Origin of the sequence: Helcobacillus massiliensis, assembly GCF_014191425.1 — a bacterium.
GTDB classification, from domain to species: Bacteria; Actinomycetota; Actinomycetes; order Actinomycetales; family Dermabacteraceae; genus Helcobacillus; species Helcobacillus massiliensis.
This window is the reverse complement of the sequence record NZ_JACHWP010000001.1, coordinates 1039331-1061558: the sequence shown is the minus strand read 5'-3', so window position 1 is coordinate 1061558 and position 22228 is coordinate 1039331. Positions and strand designations below refer to the sequence as shown.

Annotated in this window: 17 protein-coding genes; 10 read left to right on the top strand and 7 right to left on the bottom strand. The window is 67.8% G+C overall.

Translation table 11 applies throughout. From position 1 onward, the window contains the following. Nucleotides 1-549 (bottom strand): GNAT family N-acetyltransferase, encoded by a 549-nt coding sequence (locus FHX50_RS04875; RefSeq protein WP_183374950.1) that lies wholly within the window; start codon nucleotides 547-549, stop codon nucleotides 1-3. 162 nt (nucleotides 550-711) lie between these two features. Between FHX50_RS04875 and gcvT the strand changes: the two genes are divergently transcribed. From gcvT to FHX50_RS04845, 6 genes are all read left to right on the top strand, one after another. Beyond that, nucleotides 712-1839 carry a glycine cleavage system aminomethyltransferase GcvT gene (gene gcvT, locus FHX50_RS04870; protein WP_183374948.1) on the top strand — a complete coding sequence of 376 codons (1128 nt, stop codon included), beginning with the start codon at nucleotides 712-714 and terminating at the stop codon, nucleotides 1837-1839. 47 nt (nucleotides 1840-1886) lie between these two features. Then, nucleotides 1887-2252 (top strand): glycine cleavage system protein GcvH, encoded by a 366-nt coding sequence (gene gcvH / locus FHX50_RS04865; RefSeq protein ID WP_221187103.1) that lies wholly within the window; start codon nucleotides 1887-1889, stop codon nucleotides 2250-2252. A gap of 19 nt (nucleotides 2253-2271) precedes the next feature. Continuing rightward, nucleotides 2272-5232 carry an aminomethyl-transferring glycine dehydrogenase gene (gcvP, locus tag FHX50_RS04860; RefSeq protein ID WP_183374944.1) on the top strand — a complete coding sequence of 987 codons (2961 nt, stop codon included), beginning with the start codon at nucleotides 2272-2274 and terminating at the stop codon, nucleotides 5230-5232. Between the two features lie 92 nt (nucleotides 5233-5324). Then, the gene (locus tag FHX50_RS04855; RefSeq protein ID WP_183374942.1) at nucleotides 5325-6530 is read left to right on the top strand and encodes a cobalamin-independent methionine synthase II family protein; all 1206 of its coding nucleotides are present in this window, start codon (nucleotides 5325-5327) and stop codon (nucleotides 6528-6530) included. A 193-nt stretch (nucleotides 6531-6723) separates the two neighbouring features. Beyond that, complete coding sequence (locus FHX50_RS04850) at nucleotides 6724-7572, top strand: gamma-glutamyl-gamma-aminobutyrate hydrolase family protein (protein ID WP_183374940.1); 849 nt, start codon at nucleotides 6724-6726, stop codon at nucleotides 7570-7572. A gap of 13 nt (nucleotides 7573-7585) precedes the next feature. Further along, a complete protein-coding gene (locus FHX50_RS04845) occupies nucleotides 7586-7870 on the top strand; it encodes a hypothetical protein (protein ID WP_221187102.1) in 285 nt (94 codons plus the stop codon). A gap of 96 nt (nucleotides 7871-7966) precedes the next feature. Here FHX50_RS04845 and deoD read toward each other — a convergent pair whose 3' ends face one another. Then, nucleotides 7967-8689: a purine-nucleoside phosphorylase gene (gene deoD / locus FHX50_RS04840; RefSeq protein WP_183374938.1), complete on the bottom strand. Its 723-nt coding sequence runs from the start codon at nucleotides 8687-8689 to the stop codon at nucleotides 7967-7969. 23 nt (nucleotides 8690-8712) lie between these two features. After that, entirely contained in the window at nucleotides 8713-10203 is a 1491-nt protein-coding gene (locus FHX50_RS04835) for an AMP-binding protein (protein ID WP_183374936.1), read from the bottom strand. A 129-nt stretch (nucleotides 10204-10332) separates the two neighbouring features. Between FHX50_RS04835 and FHX50_RS04830 the strand changes: the two genes are divergently transcribed. The 3 genes from FHX50_RS04830 (at nucleotide 10333) to FHX50_RS04820 (ending at nucleotide 15032) form a co-directional block, all read left to right on the top strand. Next, nucleotides 10333-10761: an RNA-binding S4 domain-containing protein gene (locus FHX50_RS04830; protein WP_183374934.1), complete on the top strand. Its 429-nt coding sequence runs from the start codon at nucleotides 10333-10335 to the stop codon at nucleotides 10759-10761. 138 nt (nucleotides 10762-10899) lie between these two features. Next, complete coding sequence (gene clpB, locus FHX50_RS04825) at nucleotides 10900-13551, top strand: ATP-dependent chaperone ClpB (protein ID WP_183374932.1); 2652 nt, start codon at nucleotides 10900-10902, stop codon at nucleotides 13549-13551. 128 nt (nucleotides 13552-13679) lie between these two features. After that, nucleotides 13680-15032 carry an MFS transporter gene (locus tag FHX50_RS04820; protein ID WP_183374930.1) on the top strand — a complete coding sequence of 451 codons (1353 nt, stop codon included), beginning with the start codon at nucleotides 13680-13682 and terminating at the stop codon, nucleotides 15030-15032. Between the two features lie 237 nt (nucleotides 15033-15269). On the opposite strand, the gene FHX50_RS04815 is transcribed toward FHX50_RS04820, so the two are convergent. Next, nucleotides 15270-16493: an IS110 family RNA-guided transposase gene (locus FHX50_RS04815; RefSeq protein ID WP_183375385.1), complete on the bottom strand. Its 1224-nt coding sequence runs from the start codon at nucleotides 16491-16493 to the stop codon at nucleotides 15270-15272. 225 nt (nucleotides 16494-16718) lie between these two features. Between FHX50_RS04815 and FHX50_RS04810 the strand changes: the two genes are divergently transcribed. Next, nucleotides 16719-17270: a hypothetical protein gene (locus FHX50_RS04810; RefSeq protein WP_183374928.1), complete on the top strand. Its 552-nt coding sequence runs from the start codon at nucleotides 16719-16721 to the stop codon at nucleotides 17268-17270. Nucleotides 17271-17630: 360 nt separating this feature from the next. Here FHX50_RS04810 and leuS read toward each other — a convergent pair whose 3' ends face one another. The 3 genes from leuS to FHX50_RS04795 all read right to left on the bottom strand — a co-directional run bounded on the left by leuS (nucleotide 17631) and on the right by FHX50_RS04795 (nucleotide 22226). Continuing rightward, nucleotides 17631-20603, bottom strand: a complete 2973-nt coding sequence (gene leuS / locus FHX50_RS04805; protein WP_183374926.1) for a leucine--tRNA ligase — start codon at nucleotides 20601-20603, stop codon at nucleotides 17631-17633. A 168-nt stretch (nucleotides 20604-20771) separates the two neighbouring features. Beyond that, on the bottom strand, nucleotides 20772-21251 hold the full coding sequence (locus tag FHX50_RS04800) for an arsenate reductase/protein-tyrosine-phosphatase family protein (protein ID WP_183374924.1): 480 nt from the start codon (nucleotides 21249-21251) through the stop codon (nucleotides 20772-20774). A 45-nt stretch (nucleotides 21252-21296) separates the two neighbouring features. Then, on the bottom strand, nucleotides 21297-22226 hold the full coding sequence (locus tag FHX50_RS04795) for a CPBP family intramembrane glutamic endopeptidase (RefSeq protein WP_183374922.1): 930 nt from the start codon (nucleotides 22224-22226) through the stop codon (nucleotides 21297-21299). Nucleotides 22227-22228 lie beyond the last annotated feature (2 nt).

Genomic DNA, 22228 nt, shown 5'->3' with positions numbered 1-22228 from the left:
TCAGTCCAGCGCCAGGGGCCGCTCCATCAGCAGGCACTGCTCGCCGAACTCCGTCAGGCCCTTCCGGGTCGTGAAGCCGAGGCGCTTCAGCAGCGCCACGCTGCGTTTGTTGCGCGAGGCGGTCACCGCGATCACATGCTCATCCGGCAGGTTCTCCGCCGCCCAGTCGAGAACAGCATGGCACGCCTCCGCGGCGTATCCGAAGCCGACGCAGTTCGGCAGCAGCGCGTACGTCAGCTCCAGCTCTTCGCGGTCGTAGCTGAGGGTGACGATGCCCAGCATGCGGTCCGCCGGTGCATCGTCAGTGTGATCCTCGACTCCGTCGGCAGATGTTGCCGCGATCACCCATCGGCCCCAGGTCAGGCCGAGAGGCGAGAGCTCCAGGGCCTGCCGGGAGGCGAAGCCGACGGCGCCGCCGAGGTAGTCGCGGGCGCGATCAGCGGTGATCAGCTCGATGAGGGCGGGGCGGTCGCGCTCCGACGGCTCCCTGATCGACAGCCGGTCCGTTGTCAAGCGGACGGGCCATACGTTCGTACCCTCAGTGTTCACGCCGTCAGCCTAGGCCAGGCGGCAGGACGGCCGGTCCAGGAATCCCTAGTAGAGTGGCGCCAGCAGCCCGGTCCAGCGCTGGTCGCAGGTTGTGCGAATTCTCGGGACCGGGATCGATGGAACAATGTGTTGTACGCGCATTGCGCAGATCTAGGAGTCTTAATGTCCGCTGATGAGCTTCTTCGCACACCCCTCCAGGAAGTCCACCAGGAGCTGGGAGCGTCGTTCACCGACTTCGCCGGCTGGAACATGCCCGTGCGCTACACCTCCGACAAGGCGGAGCACGCTGCGGTCCGCGACTCGGCCGGTCAGTTCGACCTCTCCCACATGGGCGAAGTGTTCTTCACCGGCCCGCAGGCCGGGGAGGCCCTCGACTACGCCCTCGCCGGCAAGCTCTCCAGCATGCAGATCGGCCGCGCGAAGTACACCCTGCTGCTCAATGACCAGGGCGGCATCATCGACGACCTCATCGTCTACCGCCTCAGCGAGGACGAGTTCATGACCGTCCCCAACGCCGGCAACCGCCTCGTGGACGCCGAGCAGCTCGTCAAGCGCGCAGAAGGCTTCGACGTCAAGGTCGAGGACCAGTCCGAGCAGACCGCACTGGTCGCCGTGCAGGGCCCGAAGTCCGCCGACATCGTCGAGGAGTTCGCGAAGTCCGACGAGGTCGAGGTCGACCTCGACGAGCTCGCCGAGCTCAAGTACTACCGCATCCTCGAGGGCACCTACCAGGGCAAGCGCCTGCTGATCGCCCGCACCGGCTACACCGGTGAGGACGGCTTCGAGCTGTACGTCCCGAACGAAAGCGCCGTGGACCTGTGGAAGGCCATGGAGACCATCGGCGGCGAGGGCATCCTCCCGTGCGGTCTCGCCTGCCGCGACTCCCTCCGCCTCGAGGCCGGTATGCCGCTGTACGGCAACGAGCTGTCCGAGGACCTCTTCCCCGCGCAGGCCGGTCTCGGTCGCGTGGTTGCGTTCAAGTCGAAGGACGACTTCGTCGGCCGCGAGGCCCTCGAAGGCAAGGACTTCAGCGACATGCCCGTCCTCGTGGGCATGACCGCTGAGGGCCGTCGCGCAGCGCGCGCCGGCTACAGCATCAAGGACGAGTCCGGCACCGAGATCGGCCACGTGAGCTCCGGCGCACTCTCGCCGACCCTCGGCTACCCGATCGCCCTGGGCTACGTGGATCCGAAGTTCGCCGAGCCGGGCACCAAGCTGGAGATCGACGTCCGCGGCAAGACCCTGCCCGCCACGGTGGTCAACCTCCCGTTCTACTCCCGCGAGAAGTAATCCCTCCAGAGCTTTCCACTCTTTTCCACAATCGAAAGGAAATGACCATGTCTGATCTCAAGTTTTCCAAGGACCACGAATGGGTTCGCGAAGAGGGCGACACCGTCGTCGTCGGCGTGACCGATTTCGCCGCTGACCAGCTGGGCGACGTCGTCTACGTTGACCTGCCCGAGGTGGGCGACAGCGTCGAGGCGCACACCGAGATGGGCGAGATCGAGTCCACCAAGAGCGTCTCCGACCTCTTCTCCCCGGTCACCGGTGAGGTCATCGAGATCAACGAGGACGTCGTCGACGAACCCGAGAAGGTCAACGAAGATCCGTTCGGTGCGGCATGGCTCATCAAGGTGAAGGTCGAATCCCTTCCCGATGACCTCATGTCCAAGGACGAGTACGACAAGCTCACCCAGTCCTGATAGGGGCCACTCTCAACTGATGTCTGATATGAACGAGGCCATCTACGGCCAGCATTCGTTTGTCCGCCGCCACGTGGGCACCACCGCGAACGACCAGGAGCACATGCTCAAGGCGCTCGGCGTCTCGTCGCTCTCGGAGCTCATGGAGAAGGCCGTGCCCAGCACGATCTACCTCGGTGAGGAGCCCGACTCGATCCTGCCGGAGGCAGCGACCGAGTCCGCGACCCTCGAGGAGCTGCGCGGCTTCGCGAAGAAGAACAACGCGAAGCGCTCGCTGATCGGCCTGGGCTACTACGGCACACACACGCCGTCGGTCATCCAGCGCAACATCCTGGAGAACCCGGGCTGGTACACGGCCTACACGCCGTACCAGCCGGAGATCTCCCAGGGTCGTCTGGAGTCGCTGATGAACTTCCAGACGATGATCGCCGACCTCACCGGCATGGATCTGTCCAACGCATCGATGCTCGACGAGGCCTCCGCGGCCGCTGAGAGCATGATGCTCGCCCGTCGTCAGAACCGTCGCCAGAAGTCCAACGTGTTCCTCGTGGACGCGGACGTCCTGCCGACCACCCGCTACGTCCTCGAGGGCCGTGCCGACATCCTCGGCTTCGAGCTCAAGTACGTGGACTTCGCGAACGACGGTGCACCCGAGGGCGACTTCTTCGGTGCCCTGATCCAGTACCCGGGCGCTTCCGGCCGGGTCTGGGACGCCACCGAGGTCATCGCCGAGCTCAAGAAGTCCAAGGCCGTTGTCATCGTGGCAGCGGACCTGCTCGCTCTGACGCTGCTGAAGTCCCCGGGCGAGATGGGCGCCGATGTCGTCATGGGCACCTCCCAGCGCTTCGGTGTTCCGCTCGGCTTCGGTGGTCCGCACGCCGCGTTCGTGGCCGTCAACGACGACCTCAAGCGCCAGCTGCCGGGCCGCCTGGTGGGCATCTCCAAGGACGCCGACGGCAACCCCGCGTACCGTCTGTCCCTGCAGACCCGCGAGCAGCACATCCGTCGTGAGAAGGCGACCTCGAACATCACCACCGCGCAGGTACTCCTCGCGGTGATGGCATCGATGTACGCCGTCTACCACGGCCCGGACGGCCTGACCGCCCTGGCGCGTCAGACCGCCGACCGCACCGCGACCCTCGCCGCATGGCTGAAGGACGCCGGCTTCACCCTGAAGCACGAAGCGTTCTTCGACACCCTGCGCATCGAGGCACCGGGCAGGGCCAAGGACATCTACGAGGCCTTCAAGAAGGCCGAGATGCTCATCCACGTCGTCGACGATGACACCGTGCAGCTGTCGCTGGACGAGACCGTCACCGCCGAGGACCTGAAGGCCATCGCCGGCGTGTTCGGCGAGTTCGGCTCCGCCAAGGGCGAGATCGAGGACGGCGCCGTGAAGAGCGGCGACGCATGGGGCGGCCTCGTGCGCGAGACCTCCTTCCTGCAGCACCCGGTCTTCCAGTCGTTCCACTCCGAGACCGCGATGATGCGCTACCTGCGTCGTCTCTCGGACCGCGACTACGGCCTGGACCGCGGCATGATCCCGCTGGGCTCCTGCACGATGAAGCTCAACTCCGCCACCGAGATGGCTGCGATCACCTGGCCGGAGTTCAACTCCGTCCACCCGTTCGCGCCCGTCGAGGACGTGGAGGGCTACCTCGAGATGATCACTCAGCTGGAGGAGTGGCTCGCCGACCTCACCGGCTACGACACCGTCTCCCTGCAGCCGAACGCCGGCTCCCAGGGTGAGGTCGCCGGTCTGCTGGCGATCAAGGCGTACCACAACTCGCGCGGCGAATCGCAGCGCGACGTCTGCGTCGTGCCGTCCTCCGCGCACGGCACGAACGCCGCTTCGGCTGCGATCGTCGGCATGCGCGTGGTGGTCGTCGCCTCGGACGCCAACGGCAACATCGACGTCGACGACCTCAAGCAGAAGATCAAGGACCACGGCGATGAGCTCGCCGCGATCATGATCACCTACCCGTCCACGCACGGCGTGTACGAGTCCGAGGTCCGCACCATCTGCCAGCTGGTGCACGATGCCGGCGGTCAGGTGTACGTCGACGGTGCGAACGCAACCGCGCTGCTGCAGGTCGCCCGCCCGGGCGAGTTCGGCGGCGACGTCTCGCACCTGAACCTGCACAAGACCTTCTGCATCCCGCACGGCGGCGGCGGCCCGGGCGTCGGTCCGGTCGCAGCCAAGGCGCACCTCGCTCCGTTCCTGCCGGGTCACCCGCAGATCCAGAAGCCGGAGCATCCGGTGGTGGGCGAAGGCGAGCAGGTGCACGGCGGCGCTCCGGTGTCGCAGGCACCGTACGGCTCCGCGTCGATCCTGCCGATCTCCTGGGCGTACATCCGCATGATGGGCGCCGAGGGCATCCGCCACGCCACCAGCTCCGCCGTGCTCGGCGCGAACTACCTGGCGAAGCGCCTCAGCGAGAAGTTCGAGATCCTGTACACGGGTGAGAACGGCCTCGTGGCCCACGAGTGCATCGTGGACCTGCGTCCGTTCACCGCCCGCACGGGCATCACCGTGGACGATATGGCCAAGCGCCTCATCGACTACGGCTTCCACGCTCCGACCATGAGCTTCCCGGTTGCGGGCACGTTCATGGTGGAGCCGACGGAGTCCGAGGACCTGCAGGAGCTCGATCGCTTCGCCGACGCTATGCTCGCCATGTACGACGAGGCTGAGAAGGTCCTCTCCGGCGAGTGGCCGAAGGACGACAACCCGCTGGTCAACGCTCCGCACACCGCTGAGTGCGCATCGGCATCCGAGTGGGAGCACCCGTACTCCCGCGAGGTCGCCGTCTACCCGGGCGTGGACAACAGCGAGGACGTCAAGGGCTACCACTCGAACCGCGCCATGCGCATCCAGGCCAAGTACTGGCCGGTTGTGCGCCGCATCGAGCAGGCCTTCGGCGACCGCAACCTCGTCCCCACCTGGGGTGACTTCTCCGGCATCGTCGACGGCGAGTGATCGCCGCGGCTCAGCCGCTGAGATGTGACTGATCATGACGCCCCGTGAACTCCGGTTCACGGGGCGTCATGCCGTCCCGCTACTGTGGCGACATGACCATTGAGACAACGCATGCGGGCTCCCTTCCCCGCACTCCCGAGCTGATCACCGCCAACGCTGAACGGCCCCTCGAGGCCGACGGGATCACCCCCGTCACCACGGACGAGTTCGCCGAGACGCTGCGCGACGCCGTCGCCTCGGTGGTGCAGCGCCAGAAGGACATCGGCATCTCCATTCCCGGAGACGGCGAATACGGCAAGGACATGTCCACCGGCGTCAACTACGGCTCCTGGTGGTCGTACATCTTCGGCCGCACCGCCGGCCTGGAGATCACGGGCGAGGACCACCGCCACAGTGAGCCCAAGCGCTCCGAACCGGGCCGCATCCGCCTCACCTCGTTCCCCGATCGCCGCGACTGGGTCCGCTTCGCCGACGCCTACAACGACCCGGAGTCCGGCATCACGGTCGGTGGACAGAAGGTGTTCCCGGCCGCCACCTCCGCCATCGGCTACACCGACCTCGGCCGGGAGTTCGCCGCGACGGACACCCGCAACTTCCGCTCCGCGCTCGACGCCGCAGGGTACGACCAGGGCTTCCTCTCCTCCCTCTCACCGGGCTCCGGTGCCCGCATCGCCGATGACCACTACGGCGATGAGGACGCGTTCATCGAGGCGTGGGTGCAGGTCATGCGCGAGGAGTACCGCGCGATCGCGGACTCCGGACTTCTGCTGCAGATCGACGATCCGTCGATCGCGGAGAACTGGGACCAGATCAACCCCGAACCCACCATCGAGGACTACCTCGCGTTCACCCAGAAGCGGGTCGATGCGATCAACCGGGCACTGGAGGGGATCCCGCAGGAGCAGGTGCGCTTCCACCTCTGCTGGGGCTCCTGGCACGGCCCCCACACCACCGACATCGAGTTCCGCCACATCGCGGAGCTGATGCTGCAGATCAACGCGAAGTACTTCAGCTTCGAGGCCGGCAATGTGCGCCATGAGCACGAATGGGTGGTGTGGAAGGACATCGAGCTGCCCGCGGACCGCGTTATCATGCCCGGCGTGGTCTCGCACGCCACCAACGTGGTGGAGCATCCGGAACTCGTGGCGCAGCGCCTGCGCCGCTTCGCCGACATCGTGGGACCGGAGCGCGTCATCGGATCCTCCGACTGCGGGTTCGGCGGCCGCATCCACCCGGACATCGCCTGGGCGAAGCTCGAGTCACTGACCGAGGGCGCAGCGATCGCCTCCCGCGGCTGAGCCGACCGAGCCCGGCCCGGGTGCGGCTGACGGCGCGCCCGGGCTCGGATCGCGGCGTGTTCACATTCGGCCATGCAGATTGTGATGGGGCCTTCCCGTGCAGTGAACTGGGGGAACCCTCGCGGCAGCGGGGGAGCACAGCACCACTGCGGGGCCGCCGAGCACCGCCGAATGACACGGAAAGGATGGCGCAATGAGCAACATCGCTGCACATGACACTGCTTCTCACAAGGACGCCATCCGCATGTCCGCCTTCATCGGCAGCACCGCCGCCCCCAGCGCGGACACCGCCACCGGCCGCACCCGTCGGCCCCTCATCGGCATCACCGCCGGCACGCGCACGCTCACCGACGGCGCCTGGGCCGGGTACGAGGCCACCGCCGTGACCACCAACTACACCACCGCCATCCGCGAAGCCGGCGGACGGCCCGTCATCCTGACGCCCGGTGAGGTGTGGAGCGCCGACGAGCTCGCCGACCTCGACGGCATCGTCATCACCGGCGGCACCGACATCGACCCCGCGCGCTACGGCGCGGATGCTCTGCCGACGGACTTCGCCGCCGACGAGGCGCGCGACGCGTTCGAGATCGAGCTCGCTCAGGCCGCCGAGGAGAACGGCATCCCCGTGCTCGGCATCTGCCGCGGCCTGCAGATCATCAACGTGGCGCGCGGCGGCACCCTCATCCAGCACCTCGCGGATGAGGATCTCGCGTACCCGCGCAGTGACCAGCAGCTCACCGAGGTGCCGATCGAGGTCGACGCGGACAGCGACGTGGCGCTGGCGCTCGGCACCGCACCGACCGTCAGCGCGTTCCACCACCAGGCGATCGACGCCCTGGGGCGGGGGCTGCGCGTGGTGGCGCGCCACGCCTCGGGGGTTGTGCATGCGGTGCAGTCGACCTCCGGTGCGCCGGTCCTCGCCGTCCAGTTCCATCCGGAGACGCGCGCGGACGCCGCCGAACTGTTCGCCCGCTTCGTGGGCATCACGTCAGGTTCGCGCGCGGTGGCTCCATCGCCTAAGATGGCAACGGTACAGCCGTGATTTTGGAGGATCGATGAACGCATACGCCGCTTCGGACGTTCGGGGAGCCGAGGGCTCGCACACCGTGGACGAGAGGCGCGAAGCCAACCAGACCGGTGAGGGCAACAGCCTCGGTTCGTCGCTCGCGATGTTCATCCCGCTGTTCCTGCTTTTCACCGCCGGCCTGTGGGTGCTGAGCCTCTACACCGTGTGGAACTGGTACTTCATCATCGGCCTGGCCATGTGCCTGGTCGCGCTGTACATCACCTTCGCGGTGATCCCGCGCCACAAGAACGATTCCGAGGAACTGCTCGACTGACCACGCGTCGCGCGCTGTCTCAGCCGCCGCGCTGAGTCCTCGATGACGGAAGGGGCGGAGCCAAGAGGCTCCGCCCCTTTCGTGTGCCCGACCGGCTCAGTGGGTGCTGACGTCCAGGGTGTGCAGCGCATCCAGCGCCATGACGACCATGTCGGAGAAGGTCTCCTGCCGCTCCTGCGCACTGGTCTCCTCACCGGTGATGAGGTGATCGGACACGGTGCAGATGGAGAGGGCGCGGCGGTCGAACTGCGCGGCGAGGGTGTACAGGGCCGATGCCTCCATCTCGACGCCGAGCACGCCGTAGCCGGCGAGGGTCGCGGTGATGTCGGTGCGCGGGTTGTAGAACTGGTCGGAGGAGAACAGGCCGCCCACCACCGCGGGCAGGCCGCGCTCATTCGCGGAGTCGACCGCGGCGCGCATCAGGTCGAAGTCCGCGGTGGGCGCGAAGGTGACGTCGCCGAAGCGGGCGCGGTTCATCGCGGAGTCCGTGGAGGCGGCGGAGCCGATGACGACGTCGCGCACAGCGACCTTCTCGGACAGGCCGCCGCAGCTGCCGACGCGGATGATGGCCTCGACGCCGTACTCGGCGAACAGCTCCTGCGCGTAGATGCCGATGGACGGCTGTCCCATGCCGGAGCCCATGGCAGTAACGCGGCGGCCGTTGTGGGTGCCGGTGTAGCCGAGCATGCCGCGGACCTCCGTGACGAGCTCGGCGTCCTCGAGGAAGTCCTCGGCGATCCAGCGGGCCCGGTAGGGGTCGCCGGGCATCAGGACATGGGGTGCGATCTGGCCGGGTTCGGCTCCGATGTGTGTCGACATGCGCCCAGCCTAGCGCGCCGCGCCTACTGGCCGGTGGGGCAGTCGCGCTTCCTGCCGGAGCTGACCCGACCGAGGATCTCCACGAACCCGTCGGCGTCCATCACGGCCATGTCGCCGGTGAGGACCCAGCCGTCCCCGGTGAGCACCTCAGAGGTCTTGTCGGGGCGGCCCCAGTAGCCGTGGAACACCTGTGGACCCTTCACCATCAGTTCGCCGGCGTCGCCGGTGGGCAGGACGCGGCCGCGGTGGCTGGGATCCACCACCCGCATCTGGGTGGCGGGGAAGGGGATGCCGACGATGCCGGGCGAGTCGCTGAACGCGGCGAGGGCGCGGATCGCCTCCGGGTGGGGGCTGATGCCGGGGATCGCCGCGACCACGCACGACTCCTCCAGGCCGTAGCCGATGATCGTCGGCATCTGGTGGGTGGCCTCCAGCCAGCTCGTGGCGGTCTCCTCGGTGATGCGCGACGTCGGTGTGAAGGCCACGCGGATGCTGGCGATGTCGAGCTTGCCGTCGTGGGCGAGGGCGGCGAGGTGGTCGACCACTTCGGTATCGGCGGCGAGGACCACCGGCCGATGCTTCTTCACCGCTTTGGCGACCGCGGCACGGTCGAAGGCGGGGATGAGGATGACGCGGCGACCGTGGAACAGGCTCGTGGTGAGCGCATCGGCCACGCCCACCACGGAGTGCAGCGGCCACATCGCCAGGCTCGCCTCCTGCCCGGGCTGGGTGTCCGCCAGCCACGACAGCGACTGGGCGGCCATGGCGCAGAGGTTCCCATGGGTGATGATCGACCCGAGGGGGTGCCGGCCGCCCTCATCTCCGTACATGATCAGGGCGATGTCGTCGCCGCTGGGCATGGGGTGGTCGGCGTCGATCCGGGCGGAGGTGAGCACGCTCCGCCACTTGCCGACGTAGAACCCGTCGGCCCCGCCCTTCTCGGCCGGCTTCTCCCGCTTCATGAAGGGCCGCGCGAGCTTCCCGGTGGAGACGGCGGCGGTCCTCTTCAGCGTGGAGATGGTGCCGGTCAGGGAGATCTTCGTGACGTCGAGCTGAGAGGGCGGGCGCGGCACCGCGATCACGGACAGCGGCAGCGCGGCCGACGGGATCCGCGTCAGCACACCGAGGCGCTCCTCGGAGACGATGGCGCACACCGGTTCGTAGTCGTCGAAGTAGCGGGACAGCTGAGCGGCGGGGGTGTGCGGGGAGTGCTGCACGACCACGGCGCCGATCCGCAGAACGGCATGGAAGGCGATGACGGCGTCCAGGCTCATCGGCAGCAGGAGGCTGACGCGGTCGCCCTTGCGGATGCCGCGGTCCAGCAGCCCCTGCGCGGCGATGTCGATCTGCTGTCCGAGCTGCCGATAGGTGAGGGTCCGGCCCTGGAAGTCGAGGGCGACCGACGACGCGAACCGCTCGGCGGCCGCGGTGATGGCGGCGGGGACGTTGGTGAACTCCGGGGTGACCGTGCGCGCTGTGCCGGGAGCGTAGTACTTCGCGAATCTCTGGGGCACGCTCGCATCCGCTCCTTCTGTGGGTTCCGTCCCCGTGAGTCTAGGGATGCTTCCTGAACAGTGCCGGGGGTCCGCCCGGCACGCGCGAACGGCGCCGTGGACGCTCACCTGCTCGGTAGGGTGGGCCGCATGAACCGCCCCGCCGCCGCCTCCGATCCGAGCTCCGCACGCCTGGACGTGTGGCTGCATGCGGTGCGGCTGGCGAAGACCCGTTCGGCGGCGAAGAGCCTGATCACCGCCGGTCATGTGCGGCTGAACTCCGAGGTGCCGAAGGCGTCGGCGAAGGTGGCGGTGGGCGATGAGGTGAGGATCCGTCGGCCCGGGCATGAGCGGATCTTCGTGGTGCGGCGCCTCCTGGCGAAGAGGGTGGGCGCTCCGATCGCGCAGAGCGCGTACGAGGACGTGTCCCCGCCGCCGCCCCCGCAGCTGTTCGCGGCGCCGCCGAGACGGGAACGGGGGAGCGGCCGGCCCACGAAGAAGGAGCGCAGGGCGCTGGATCGACTGCGCGGCCGCGCGAGCAACACCCAGCGGCGCGGGAGCGGCCCGTTCAGCCTGTGACCTGGGCCGCAAACGCCCCGTCAGCAGGGTTGAGCGGAATAGACTCAACTTCGCTGTCGTTGTTCTCAGTGATGGTCGTGGGAACTCCCACCGGCCTGTGATCCACTGTCAACGACACCAGCGAAAGGAGTGCGTGGAATGGACTTCCGCTTCACCACCCGTTCAGAAGAGGCTGTGCAGCAGGCAGCGCACTCCGCCTCCTCCCGCCGCAACCCCGCCGTCACTGCGGCGCACATCCTCAAGGCCCTGCTCGGCCAGGAGGACTCCATCGCGACCGCCGCCCTCCGGGAGGTCGGCGTCGACATCCCGTCCCTCACCAGGGGCGTGGAGCGCGAGCTCGAGGGCCTGCCACGCGTCAGCGGCACTTCCGTGGTCAAGCCCACCGTGCAGGGCGACGGCTACGACGCCCTCGAAGCAGCCGGTGAAGCAGCCGGACTCGCGCGCACCGACGCCGCCGCCCGCGGCGAGGACGACCGGCCCTACATCTCCACCGAGCACCTGCTGCTGGGCATCGCCACCGCCGCCAGCCCCGCCCGCGACATCCTGACCGACTCCGGCGCCACCGCAGAGGCCCTGCGCGCCGCCATCACCACCCTTACCGGAGGCACCCCCGTGAACAGCTCCAACCCCGAAGGCACCTTCAAGAGCCTCGAGAAGTACGGACTCGACCTCACCGCCCGAGCCCGCGAGGGCAAGCTCGATCCGGTGATCGGCCGCGACGCCGAGATCCGCCGCGTGGTCCAGGTCCTGTCCCGCCGCACCAAGAACAACCCCGTGCTCATCGGCGAACCGGGAGTCGGCAAAACCGCTGTCGCCGAGGGCCTCGCCCAGCGCATGGTCGCCGGTGACGTCCCGCAGTCCCTGCAGGGCAAGACCCTCATCGCCCTGGACCTGTCCTCGATGGTCGCCGGGTCGAAGTACCGCGGCGAGTTCGAGGAGCGGATGAAGGCCGTCCTCGACGAGATCCGCCAGTCCAACGGCCAGATCGTCACCTTCATCGACGAGCTGCACACCGTGGTCGGCGCCGGCTCCACCGGCGACTCATCCATGGACGCCGGCAACATGCTCAAGCCGATGCTCGCCCGCGGCGAACTGCGCATGGTGGGCGCCACCACCCTGGATGAGTACCGCGAGAACATCGAGAAGGACCCGGCGCTGGAGCGCCGCTTCCAGCAGGTGTTCGTCGGCGAGCCGTCCGTGGAGGACACCGTCACGATCCTGCGCGGACTCAAGGACAAGTACGAGGCGCACCACAAGGTCACCATCGCCGACTCCGCCCTGGTCGCGGCAGCCGCGATGAGCGACCGCTACATCGCCTCCCGCCAGCTGCCGGACAAGGCCATCGACCTGGTCGACGAGGCCGCCAGCCGCCTGCGCATGGAACTGGACTCCTCCCCGGTGGAGCTGGACATCCTGCGCCGCCAGGTGGACCGCCTGAAGATGGAGGAGATGGCCCTGCAGGGCTCCGACGACGACGGGTCCCGCGCCCAGCTCGAGCACGTCCAGTCGCAGCTCGCGGAGAAGACCGAGGAGATGAACGCCCTCTCCGCCCGGTGGGAGAGCGAGAAGGCCGGCCTGAACAGGGTCGGTGAGCTGAAGGCGAAGCTGGAGGACCTGCGCATGCAGGCCGACCGCGCCCAGCGCGACGGCGACCTGACGAGCGCCTCCAAGATCCTCTACGGCGACATCCCCGCTCTCAAGCAGGAGCTCGCCGAGGCCGAGGAGGCCGAGGAGTCCGGTCAGGCCGAGACCGTCGACGACCGCGCACCGCTGGTGGCGGACAAGGTTGGACCGGACGACATCGCCGACGTCGTCTCCGCCTGGACCGGCATCCCCGCCGGCCGCCTGCTGAAGAGCGAAACGCAGAAGCTGCTGGACATGGAGTCCATCATCGGGCAGCGCCTCATCGGGCAGAAGCGCGCCGTCGCCGAGGTGGCGGATGCGGTGAGGCGCTCCCGCGCCGGCATCGCCGACCCGAACCGGCCGACGGGATCCTTCCTGTTCCTCGGTCCCACGGGTGTGGGCAAGACGGAGCTGGCGAAGTCCCTCGCCGAGTTCCTCTTCGACGACGAGCACGCCATGATCCGCATCGACATGTCGGAGTACGCCGAGAAGCACTCGGTGTCCCGTCTCGTCGGCGCCCCTCCGGGGTATGTGGGCTATGACGAGGGCGGTCAGCTGACCGAGGCGGTGCGCCGCCGCCCGTACTCGGTGGTCCTGCTGGACGAGGTGGAGAAGGCCCACGCGGACATCTTCGACATCCTGCTGCAGGTCCTGGACGACGGCCGTCTGACCGACGGCCAGGGGCGCACGGTGGACTTCCGCAGCACCATCCTGATCCTCACCTCGAACCTCGGTTCGCAGTTCCTGCAGAATCAGGAGATGGAGCCGTCGGCCCGCGAGGACGCCGTGATGGCGACCGTGCGCGCCGCCTTCAAACCGGAGTTCCTCAACCGCCTGGACGACATCGTCATGTTCGATCCGCTCGGCCGCGACGAACTCACCCACATCGTGGGCCTGCAGATCGCCTCGGTCGCGCAGCGACTCGAGGACCGCCGCATCAGCCTGGACGTCGACGAGCAGGCGGAGCGCTGGCTCGCCGAGAAGGGCTACGACCCCGCCTACGGTGCTCGTCCGCTGAAGCGTCTGGTGCAGAAGGAGATCGGCGACCAGCTCGCCCGCCTGATCCTGCAGGGCGCGGTGCGCGACGGCGACACGATCGCCGTGGCCGTCGACGCCGCGGACGATGCGCTGGCGCTGACCGTCACCGGGGAGCAGGAAGCGGACTGATCCCGCTCGCGACTGACACAGCGGCGCCGCACGGACCTGATCTGTGCGGCGCCGCTTCGTGTGTCGGGCGTGTGTCCACGCTGAAGGATGAGCACGCGGATGAGATGCCGGGCACCTACAGTGTGCGTATGCGAGAACAGAGCACACCCCCGAACGGCTCCCATACAGCAGCATCCGTCGGCGCCGCCGAGCCGGCCGCCAAGCAGTCCTCGATGAAGACCATCCTCGGCACCGGGGTCGGCAACGGCCTCGAATGGTTCGACTGGAACATCTATGCCAGCTTCGCCGTCTACTTCTCCGCCCAGGCGTTCAACGACGACGACCCGACCTCGGCGTTCCTGCAGACCATGGCGATCTTCGCCGTCGGGTTCGTGGCCCGCCCCTTCGGCGGCTTCGTCTTCGGCTGGATCGGTGACCGCATCGGCCGCAAGCACGCCCTGACCGTCGCCGTCCTCGCCGCCTCCTTCGGCTCCCTGCTGATCGCCGCTCTGCCCACCTACGACCAGGTCGGCGTGTGGTCCTCCGTGATCCTCCTGGTGGCGCGCCTTGTGCAGGGCCTCGCCCACGGCGGCGAGCTTCCCAGCGCCCAGACCTACCTCGCGGAGCATTCGCCGCGGGAGCACCGCGGCCTGTGGGCGTCCTCCATCTACGTCACCGGCACCATCGGCCTGCTCGCCGGCCTGCTGCTCGGCCTCATCCTCTCCAGCATCCTGACCGAGTCGCAGATGAACGCCTGGGGCTGGCGCATCCCGTTCGCGATCGGCGCGGTCCTCGGCCTCATGGCGCTGTGGATCCGCTCCTCGATGGAGGAGTCCGACGTGTTCGAAGAGGAGCAGCAGCGCCAGCAGCAGGAGGAGGCGAAGGTCAACGTCCTCGTGGCCCTCTGGCAGGACCGTTCGCGCGCCCTGCGCGTCATCTTCATGACGGCGGGCCTGACCGTCGCCTACTACATCTGGTCGGTGTCCATCGCTGCGCTGGCGAAGCAGAACCTCGGCTACACCGACCAGGAGGCGTTCCTCGCCTCCATGATCGGCAACATTGCGCTCATCCTCGCCCTGCCGGTGTGGGGCGCGCTCTCCGATCGCATCGGCCGCAGGCCCTGCGCCATCGGCGGCCTGCTGGGCACCGCCGTGCTGTACATTCCGCTGATTCTGCTGATCCAGGGTGAGTTCTGGCAGCTGGTCGTGGCGATCGTCGTGCAGCTCGTGCTGCTGGCCGGCATGCTGTCCCACGCTCCCGCGATGTATGCGGAGATGTTCTCCACCGGCAACCGCGCCAGCGGCTTCGGCATCCCGTACGCGATCGCGATCGCCCTGTTCGGCGGCACCGCCCCGTACCTCAACACGTGGGTGGGCGACCAGATCCAGTTCGGCGTCTACGTGGTGGCGCTGCTGGTCATCTCCTGCGCAGTGATGGCGTTCATGCCGGAGACCAAGGGCAAGGACCTGGCGCATGACACGCCTCGGAGCCGTCACCCCTGAGAGCAGGGCAGAAGCTCGTTTACCCCCGATGCACCCCTTGTTTGTGCAGTCTTGGTGATCTCTTGACCCAAATGCCTGATCGTGTTTAGCTGGAGGGGTCGGAGTTGAGAATGCTGCGACGTTGCATGGCAGACACTCTCACCGAAGGAGGATCTTTTGTGACTACTTCAAGGATGACAGTTGACCGCCGAGCATTTGCCACATCCGCCTTAGTGGGGGGTGTCCCTATGTTTCGAGTCAAGCCGCGAGAGCGGTCGGCTCGGGGGTAGGGGCGGTTGTCGGTGGCTGGTAGTAGGTGCCGTCGCGGAGCATGGCGTAGATGACGTTGCAGCGGCGGCGGGCTAGGCAGATCACGGCGGCGTTGTGCCGTTTGCCTTCGGCGCGTTTGCGATCGTAGTAGGCCTTGGAGATGGGGTCGTGGTTGGAGGCGACCCAGGCGGAGTAGAACAGGGCGTTCTTCAGGCGTTTGTTCCCTGACCGGGCGGGGAACTCTCCGCGGATCGAGGTGCCTGATCTGCGGGTGACCGGCGCGATCCCGGCATAGGCCGCGAGGTGGCTGGCGGACTCAAACGCGGAGCCATCACCGATCGCGAGGAGGATCTGGGCGGCGGTCTTGATGCCGATCCCCGGCATGCTCATCAAGACCGAGGCGAGAGGGAAGTCCTCCAGCATGCCCTCCACTTCGTGGGCCACGGTCGCGCGCTGTTCTTTCAGCTCTTTAACCTGGCCAGCGACTCGGGGGATCACCAGCTCAACCGCTGCGGTGGCGGGCACGATGACGGTCTGCTCGCTAAGGGCTGTGAAGATCTGCTCGACCAGCGTCTCGGGGTCGCGGCGTGAATGCGCGCGGGCGAACCGCAGCACCTTCCTTCGGCCGGCACTTCGGAGGCCGGTGGGTCCGCCGAACTTCTCCAGCAGGTCCAGCACGAGTCCGGTCGAGAGGGTCCCGCCTGCGAAGACGCGCTCGAGCGCGGGGTGGATCTGGGTGAGCAGGGACCGGATCCGGTTCAGCGCCCTTGTGGTCTCGTGGGCGAGGTCCTCGTCGAAGCCGGCAAGGACCTTCAGTGCGGAGAGGACCTCGCTGTCGCGATCGACCTGCCGGAGGGTGTGAGGCATGGTGCGGGCCGTGTCGGCGATGATGAACGCGTCGCGCGCATCGGTCTTTGACCTGCCCGGATAGAGGTCCGCGGCCTTCCGCATCGCCAATCCGGGAAGGTAGGCGACTGTGCAGCCGGTATCCCGGGCCACCGCGATCGGCAACGCTCCGATGGTGTTCGGCTGATCGACGACCAGCAGCACTTCGCCGTGGTTCTGCAGCTGGGTGAACAGCTCGCGAAGTTTGGTCTCGTCCTGCGGGAGGGGCTTGTCGAACAGCTTGTTCCCCTCCGGGTCGAGTGCGCACGCGTGGTGAGCTGTCTTCCCGACGTCCAGGCCGATCACGACCGCGAACCCTGTGTTCATGACGCTGTCCTCCTCATCACTGCTGGCCGCAGTCTCGACACCCGATGCCGGCACCCACGTTACGAAGAGACCTCAGACAGAGCTGGGCCGTGTCCCTATCAGCGGTCAACGCGTGTCTCTCGACCGGGCGGCAACACCCCCCGGACCATCAATGGCAGGGCAACAAAGCCATACCCGGCCGAGCGACCAGACCCCGTCCATCGGGGTGCTCACAAGGTAACGGGGTTGAGTGTTGCGCTTGGGGTGTCCCCGCGGGCAGAAGGGGCAGGTGTCGATCCTGCCGCAGCTGAAAAGGGCCTGACTCTTTCTCGCGATCAGCAAGAGGACGCCGAGGTTATTTCCAAGGGCCTCGAAGACTTCTTTACCAGGTATATGCCGGTCAAGAGTGGAAAATTTGTAGTCCACGACTCTGCTGTGATTGCCGATGGATACGGTGACGCGTTGCCGAAATTTGAGAAAATGGCAAGCGAGCTCAATGCAATGGCCGACGGTCGGGTTGCCATCGCGGGCGATCGAACGGCGTCAGCATCCAGTGCAAAGTCGTACGCCCAGTGCGTCGTCCTAAGCGCGCTCGGAATCCCAGCAGGCGCATTGAGTGCGGGCACATGGACTGCCATCGCTGATGCTATAAAGATGTATCGCTGGGGGCTCGCAGCGAAAACCATCGTCCGAGGATTGGGGCCCGCCGCGCTCAAGGGCGTTTTGAGAGCTGTCGGTGGTCCAGCGGCGATCGCAGCGGCCCTTGCAGGTAGCGCAATCGTCTGTGCTGGATCTTGAACGTTGCTCGCGGAAAGGATGGAGTATGCGCACGACAGCGTGGCTGATCGGCATCGGAATGTTCGCGACGACTACGCTCCTCTTGGCAGCGATATTCTCGTTCGCGACCGGCGGTGCATTGCTACCGAATAATATTGTCATTTGGGGTGTCGCCGCAGTCGTGGCCGGGGTCTTCACTGTTCCCGTGATTCGGGGTGTTGGGAGCGGACGACGCCTCTGACTCCCCTCTGTACGAGTAGGCCGGGCCATCACGTGAGCGATGGCCCGGCCTATATTCTCGTCAGTCTGGTTGTCGGGAGATTTGGGGCTGAATTATTGAGGCAGGGGGTGATATCGGTGTCGCACGGCCCCGGCGCCGCCTCAGATCACCAGGTTGACGAGCTTCGGGGCGCGCACGATCACCTTGCGCAGCTCCTGGCCCTCCAGCAGCTCCTTCACACGGTCCTCGGCCATCACGCGGGCCTCGAGGTCCTCGGCGGTGATGTCCGCCGGCACCTGCAGGCGGTGGCGGACCTTGCCCTTCACCTGGACCACCGCGGTGATCTCGTCCGCGCCGAGGTAGGCCTCATCGGCCGACGGGTACGGCGCCCGCACCAGGGGCTCCTCGTGGCCCAGGCGGTGCCACATCTCCTCCGCGATGTGCGGCGCCAGCGGCGCCGCCATCAGGATCAGCGGCTCCACCACGCTGCGCGGAACCGCGGTGCCGGCGGTCATCAGCTTCGTGAGCTGGTTGACCAGTTCGATCATCTTGGAGATCGCGGTGTTGAACCGCATGTTGTCCATCTCCACGGTGACCGCATCGATCGTGGTGTGCAGGGCCTTGAGGGTGGCAGCGTCGGCCTCGCCGTCACCGGCGATGACCTCACCGGTCTCCTCGTCGATGACGAGGCGCCACAGGCGCTGCAGGAAGCGCTGAGCGCCGACCACGGCGCGGGTCTCCCACGGACGGGACTGGTCAAGAGGGCCCATCGACATCTCGTACACGCGGAAGGTGTCCGCGCCGAACTGGGCGTACATGTCGTCCGGGGTCACCGAGTTCTTCAGCGACTTGCCCATCTTGCCGTACTCCTGGGAGACCCTCTCGCCGTTGTAGGTGAAGGTGCCGTCGGCCTCCTCTACGACCTCCTCAGCGGGGACGTACACGCCGCGGGCGTCGGTGTAGGCGTAGGCCTGCACGTAGCCCTGGTTGAACAGGCGATGGAACGGCTCCTGGCTGGACAGGTGGCCGAGGTCGAACAGGACCTTGTGCCAGAAGCGGGCGTACAGCAGGTGCAGCACGGCGTGCTCCACACCGCCCACGTACAGGTCCACACCGCCCACGGAGCCCTCACTGCGCGGCCCCATCCAGTACTCCTCGTTCGCGCGGGAGGTGAGCTCATCCTCGTTCGTGGGGTCGGTGTAGCGCAGCTCGTACCAGGAGGAGCCGGCCCAGTTCGGCATCGTGTTCGTTTCGCGGATGTAGTCCTTCTCGCCGTCGCCGAGGTCCAGACGCACGTTCACCCAGTCCTGGTTGCGGCTCAGCGGGGTCTGCGGCTCCGTGTCGGTGTCGTTCGGATCCAGCGCGGTGGGGGAGAAGTCGTCCAGCTCCGGCAGCGGCACGGGCAGGTGCTCCATCGGCAGCGGGATCGGGGTGGTGGGGTCGTCCTTGGCGTACACGATGGGGAACGGCTCACCCCAGTAGCGCTGGCGGGAGAACAGCCAGTCGCGCAGACGGTACGTGGTGCGGGCGCGGCCGAAGCCCTTCTCGATCGCGTACTCGAGGGCCTTCTGCTTCGCGTCGTCGATGCCGAGGCCGTTGAGGTCCAGCTCGTCGCTGCGGGAGTTGATCTTCTCGCCGTCACCGGTGTAGGCCCGGCCCTCCTCGAAGTCGTCCGGGACCTGGACGGTGCGGATGATGTCGAGGTCGTACGCCGAAGCGAACGCGTAGTCGCGCTCGTCCTCGGCCGGCACCGCCATGACGGCGCCGGTGCCGTAGCCGATGAGCACGTAGTCGGCGACGAACACGGGGATCTTCCGCCCGTCCATCGGGTTGACGGCGAACAGGCCGGTGAACACGCCGGTCTTGGGGCGGTCCTCGTCGGTGCGGTCGTCGTCGGTGAGGGAGGCGGCGCGCTGCTGGTAGGCGCGGACCGCCTCGGCGGGTGTGGCGGCGCCGCCGGTCCAGGCGTCCTTCGTGCCGTCCGGCCAGGAGTCGGGTAGGGCCGACGGGTCCGCCATCAGAGCGTGTTCGGGGGAGAGCGCACAGAAGGTGGCGCCGAAGAGGGTGTCGGCGCGGGTGGTGAACACGTCGAACTCGCCGCCGGCGAGGGCGGACGGGGCGTCGGCGAAGCGGAAGCGCACCTGGGCGCCGTGGCTGCGGCCGATCCAGTTGCGCTGCATCAGCTTGATCGACTCCGGCCAGTCCACGCGGTCCAGATCGTCCACGAGGCGGTCCGCGTAGGCGGTGATGCGCATGTTCCACTGACGCAGGCGGCGCTTGAAGACCGGGTAGTTGCCGCGCTCGGAGCGCCCGTCGGCGGTGACCTCCTCGTTCGCCAGCACGGTGCCGAGTCCCGGGCACCAGTTGACCGGGGTGTCGGAGATGTAGGCGAGGCGGAAGGAGTCCACCAGCTCCTGCATCTGCTCGGGGGTGTACTGCACCAGGAAGTCGAACGGGGTGGAGTCGCCCTCGATCCAGTGCTTCGGGGAGGGCTTGCGCTCGATCCAGTGCTGCGGCAGCTCGATGCCGAGCCTCTCCGCCATCGCCCACGGATCCACCTCGCGGTTCTGGATCGCGCCCTTCAGTTCGCTGATGGGGCGGGCGCGGCCGGTGACGCCGTCGACGTTCTCGGCCGTCGGGTCGTACCAGGACTCGAACAGCTGCAGGAAGATCCACTGCGTCCACTTCACGAAGTCGGCGTCGGTGGTGCGCAGGGCGCGGCGCAGGTCATGCGAGAGGCCGAGGCGGAACAGCTGGCGGGACATGTTCGCCACGTTCTCGTCAGTGGTGGTGCGCGGGTGGGTGCCGGTCTCGATGGCGTACTGCTCAGCGGGCAGGCCGAACGCGTCGTAGCCCATCGTGTACAGGACGTTCTTGCCCTTCATCCGCTCGTAGCGGGCCAGCACGTCGGTGGCGATGTAGCCCAGGGGGTGCCCCACGTGCAGACCCTTGCCGGAGGGGTAGGGGAACATGTCCATGATGAAGGACTTCTCCGGGAGCGGGGAGCCGTCGCCGGCGAACTCGCCCTCGGGGTCCACGGCGTGGAAGCTGCCGTTGTCCTTCCAGAAGGCCTGCCAGCGCTCCTCAATGGAGCCGGCGAGATCGGCGTTGTAGCGATGCGGTGCGTCAGTCATCCCAATCCTTGTGCGTCTGAGCGGGTCGGCCGACGGATGCTCCCGCGCACAGGGGCCCAGCTGGATGGGTGAGCATCCCGGTGGGGTGGGGGAGCAGCCGGCGTTGGCGGTGCTCCCAGACTACCGAAGCCGCCCGCTGGACACCGGATCGGTCCAGCGCGGATCACCTCACGCCTGCAGGCGCTCCTTCACGGCCGCGAAGATGTGCGGCATCGCCTCGTTCAGCACGTTCATGGTGGAGGTGAAGTTCTCCGCCCCGCCGTACCACGGGTCCGGCAGCGGGTCGCCCGCATCCGCACCGGGGACGAAGTCGGTGACCAGAGCGATCTGGTTTTCGCGGGCGCCGAGGGCGCGCAGACGCTCCAGGTGGAAGTCCTCCGCCGCGATGATGAGGTCCGCCTCCCGCACATCGTGCTCGGTGATCTGACGGGCCCGGTGGTTGTCCGCATCGATGCCGTGGCGGCGCAGCTCCACCCGGGCGCGGTGGTCGATGGGATTGCCGAGCTCCTCGCTGGACACGCCGAAGGATTCGATGCTCAGCTCCTCCAGCTCGGAGGCGGTCAGATGCTCGCGGGCGCACTCCTGCGCGATGCGCTCAGCCATCGGGCTGCGGCAGATGTTCCCCCAGCAGACGAAGTACAGGTGCACGATCCGATCTCCTCCACACAGCAGTCACGGTGAACCGTCATGCTCTCAGATCGAGCCGTGCACCGGATGGGCGTACGGGCCGCGCACGGCGACCTCAGCCCAGCGCGCCGGGCTGACGCGGCTGAGCAGGACGAGGCCCACCAGGACGTGCGCCGCTCCCAGGATGAGGAACATCCAGGGGGAGGTGAGCGGAGCCCCGCCCACGCCGAGCACCGCCATGCCGAGATGGAAGCCGCCGTGGATGCCGGCCGCGGCCCAGACGCTGCGCAGCAGGATCCCGAGGGCGGCGGCGGTGAGGGAGAACCCGAACGGGATCGTCAGATACGACAGGTGCCCGATCAGACCCTGCTGGCCGCCCGAGCTCCCCAGATGCGGCAGGGTGAACACCACCGCGGCGATGAACACTGCCCGACGGGGCCGTGACCGCAGCGACTGAAGCAGATAGCCGCGCATCAGCACCTCCTCGCCGATGCCCTGCAGAACGAAGGACCGAACCAGGATGTAGGCGAGCAGCAGCCAGGCGGGGATCTGCGCCAGAGCGGCGGGGGCGCCGAGCGCGGCCTCCTCCGCCGTGGCGGGCCCCGCCGGGGACGCCAGCACCGGCTCCACCAGCAGCCAGCCCGCGGTGGCGGCAGCGGCGATCGCCACGGAGACGGCGGTGCCGACGACCAGGGCGATGAGAGCACGCGGCCCCGGTCGCAGCCCCAGGTCGCCGACCGGGCGACGGTCAGCCCAGCGCACCAGCGCCATGGAGCCGCCGACGAACACCACCAGCGCCAGCGGCCACACCAGAAGTGCGATGCGCATATGCGCGGCGTCGTCGGCGCCGACGAAGTCGGCATGGGCATCGGGCAGGAGCGCGAGCACCAGCATCGGCGCGGCTGGCGCCGCAGTGAACACGGCAAGGGTCAGCAGGATGCGCACCCACATCGGAAGGCGGGGCTGAACGGTGGGGGAGGGAGGCTGAGATGTCATGA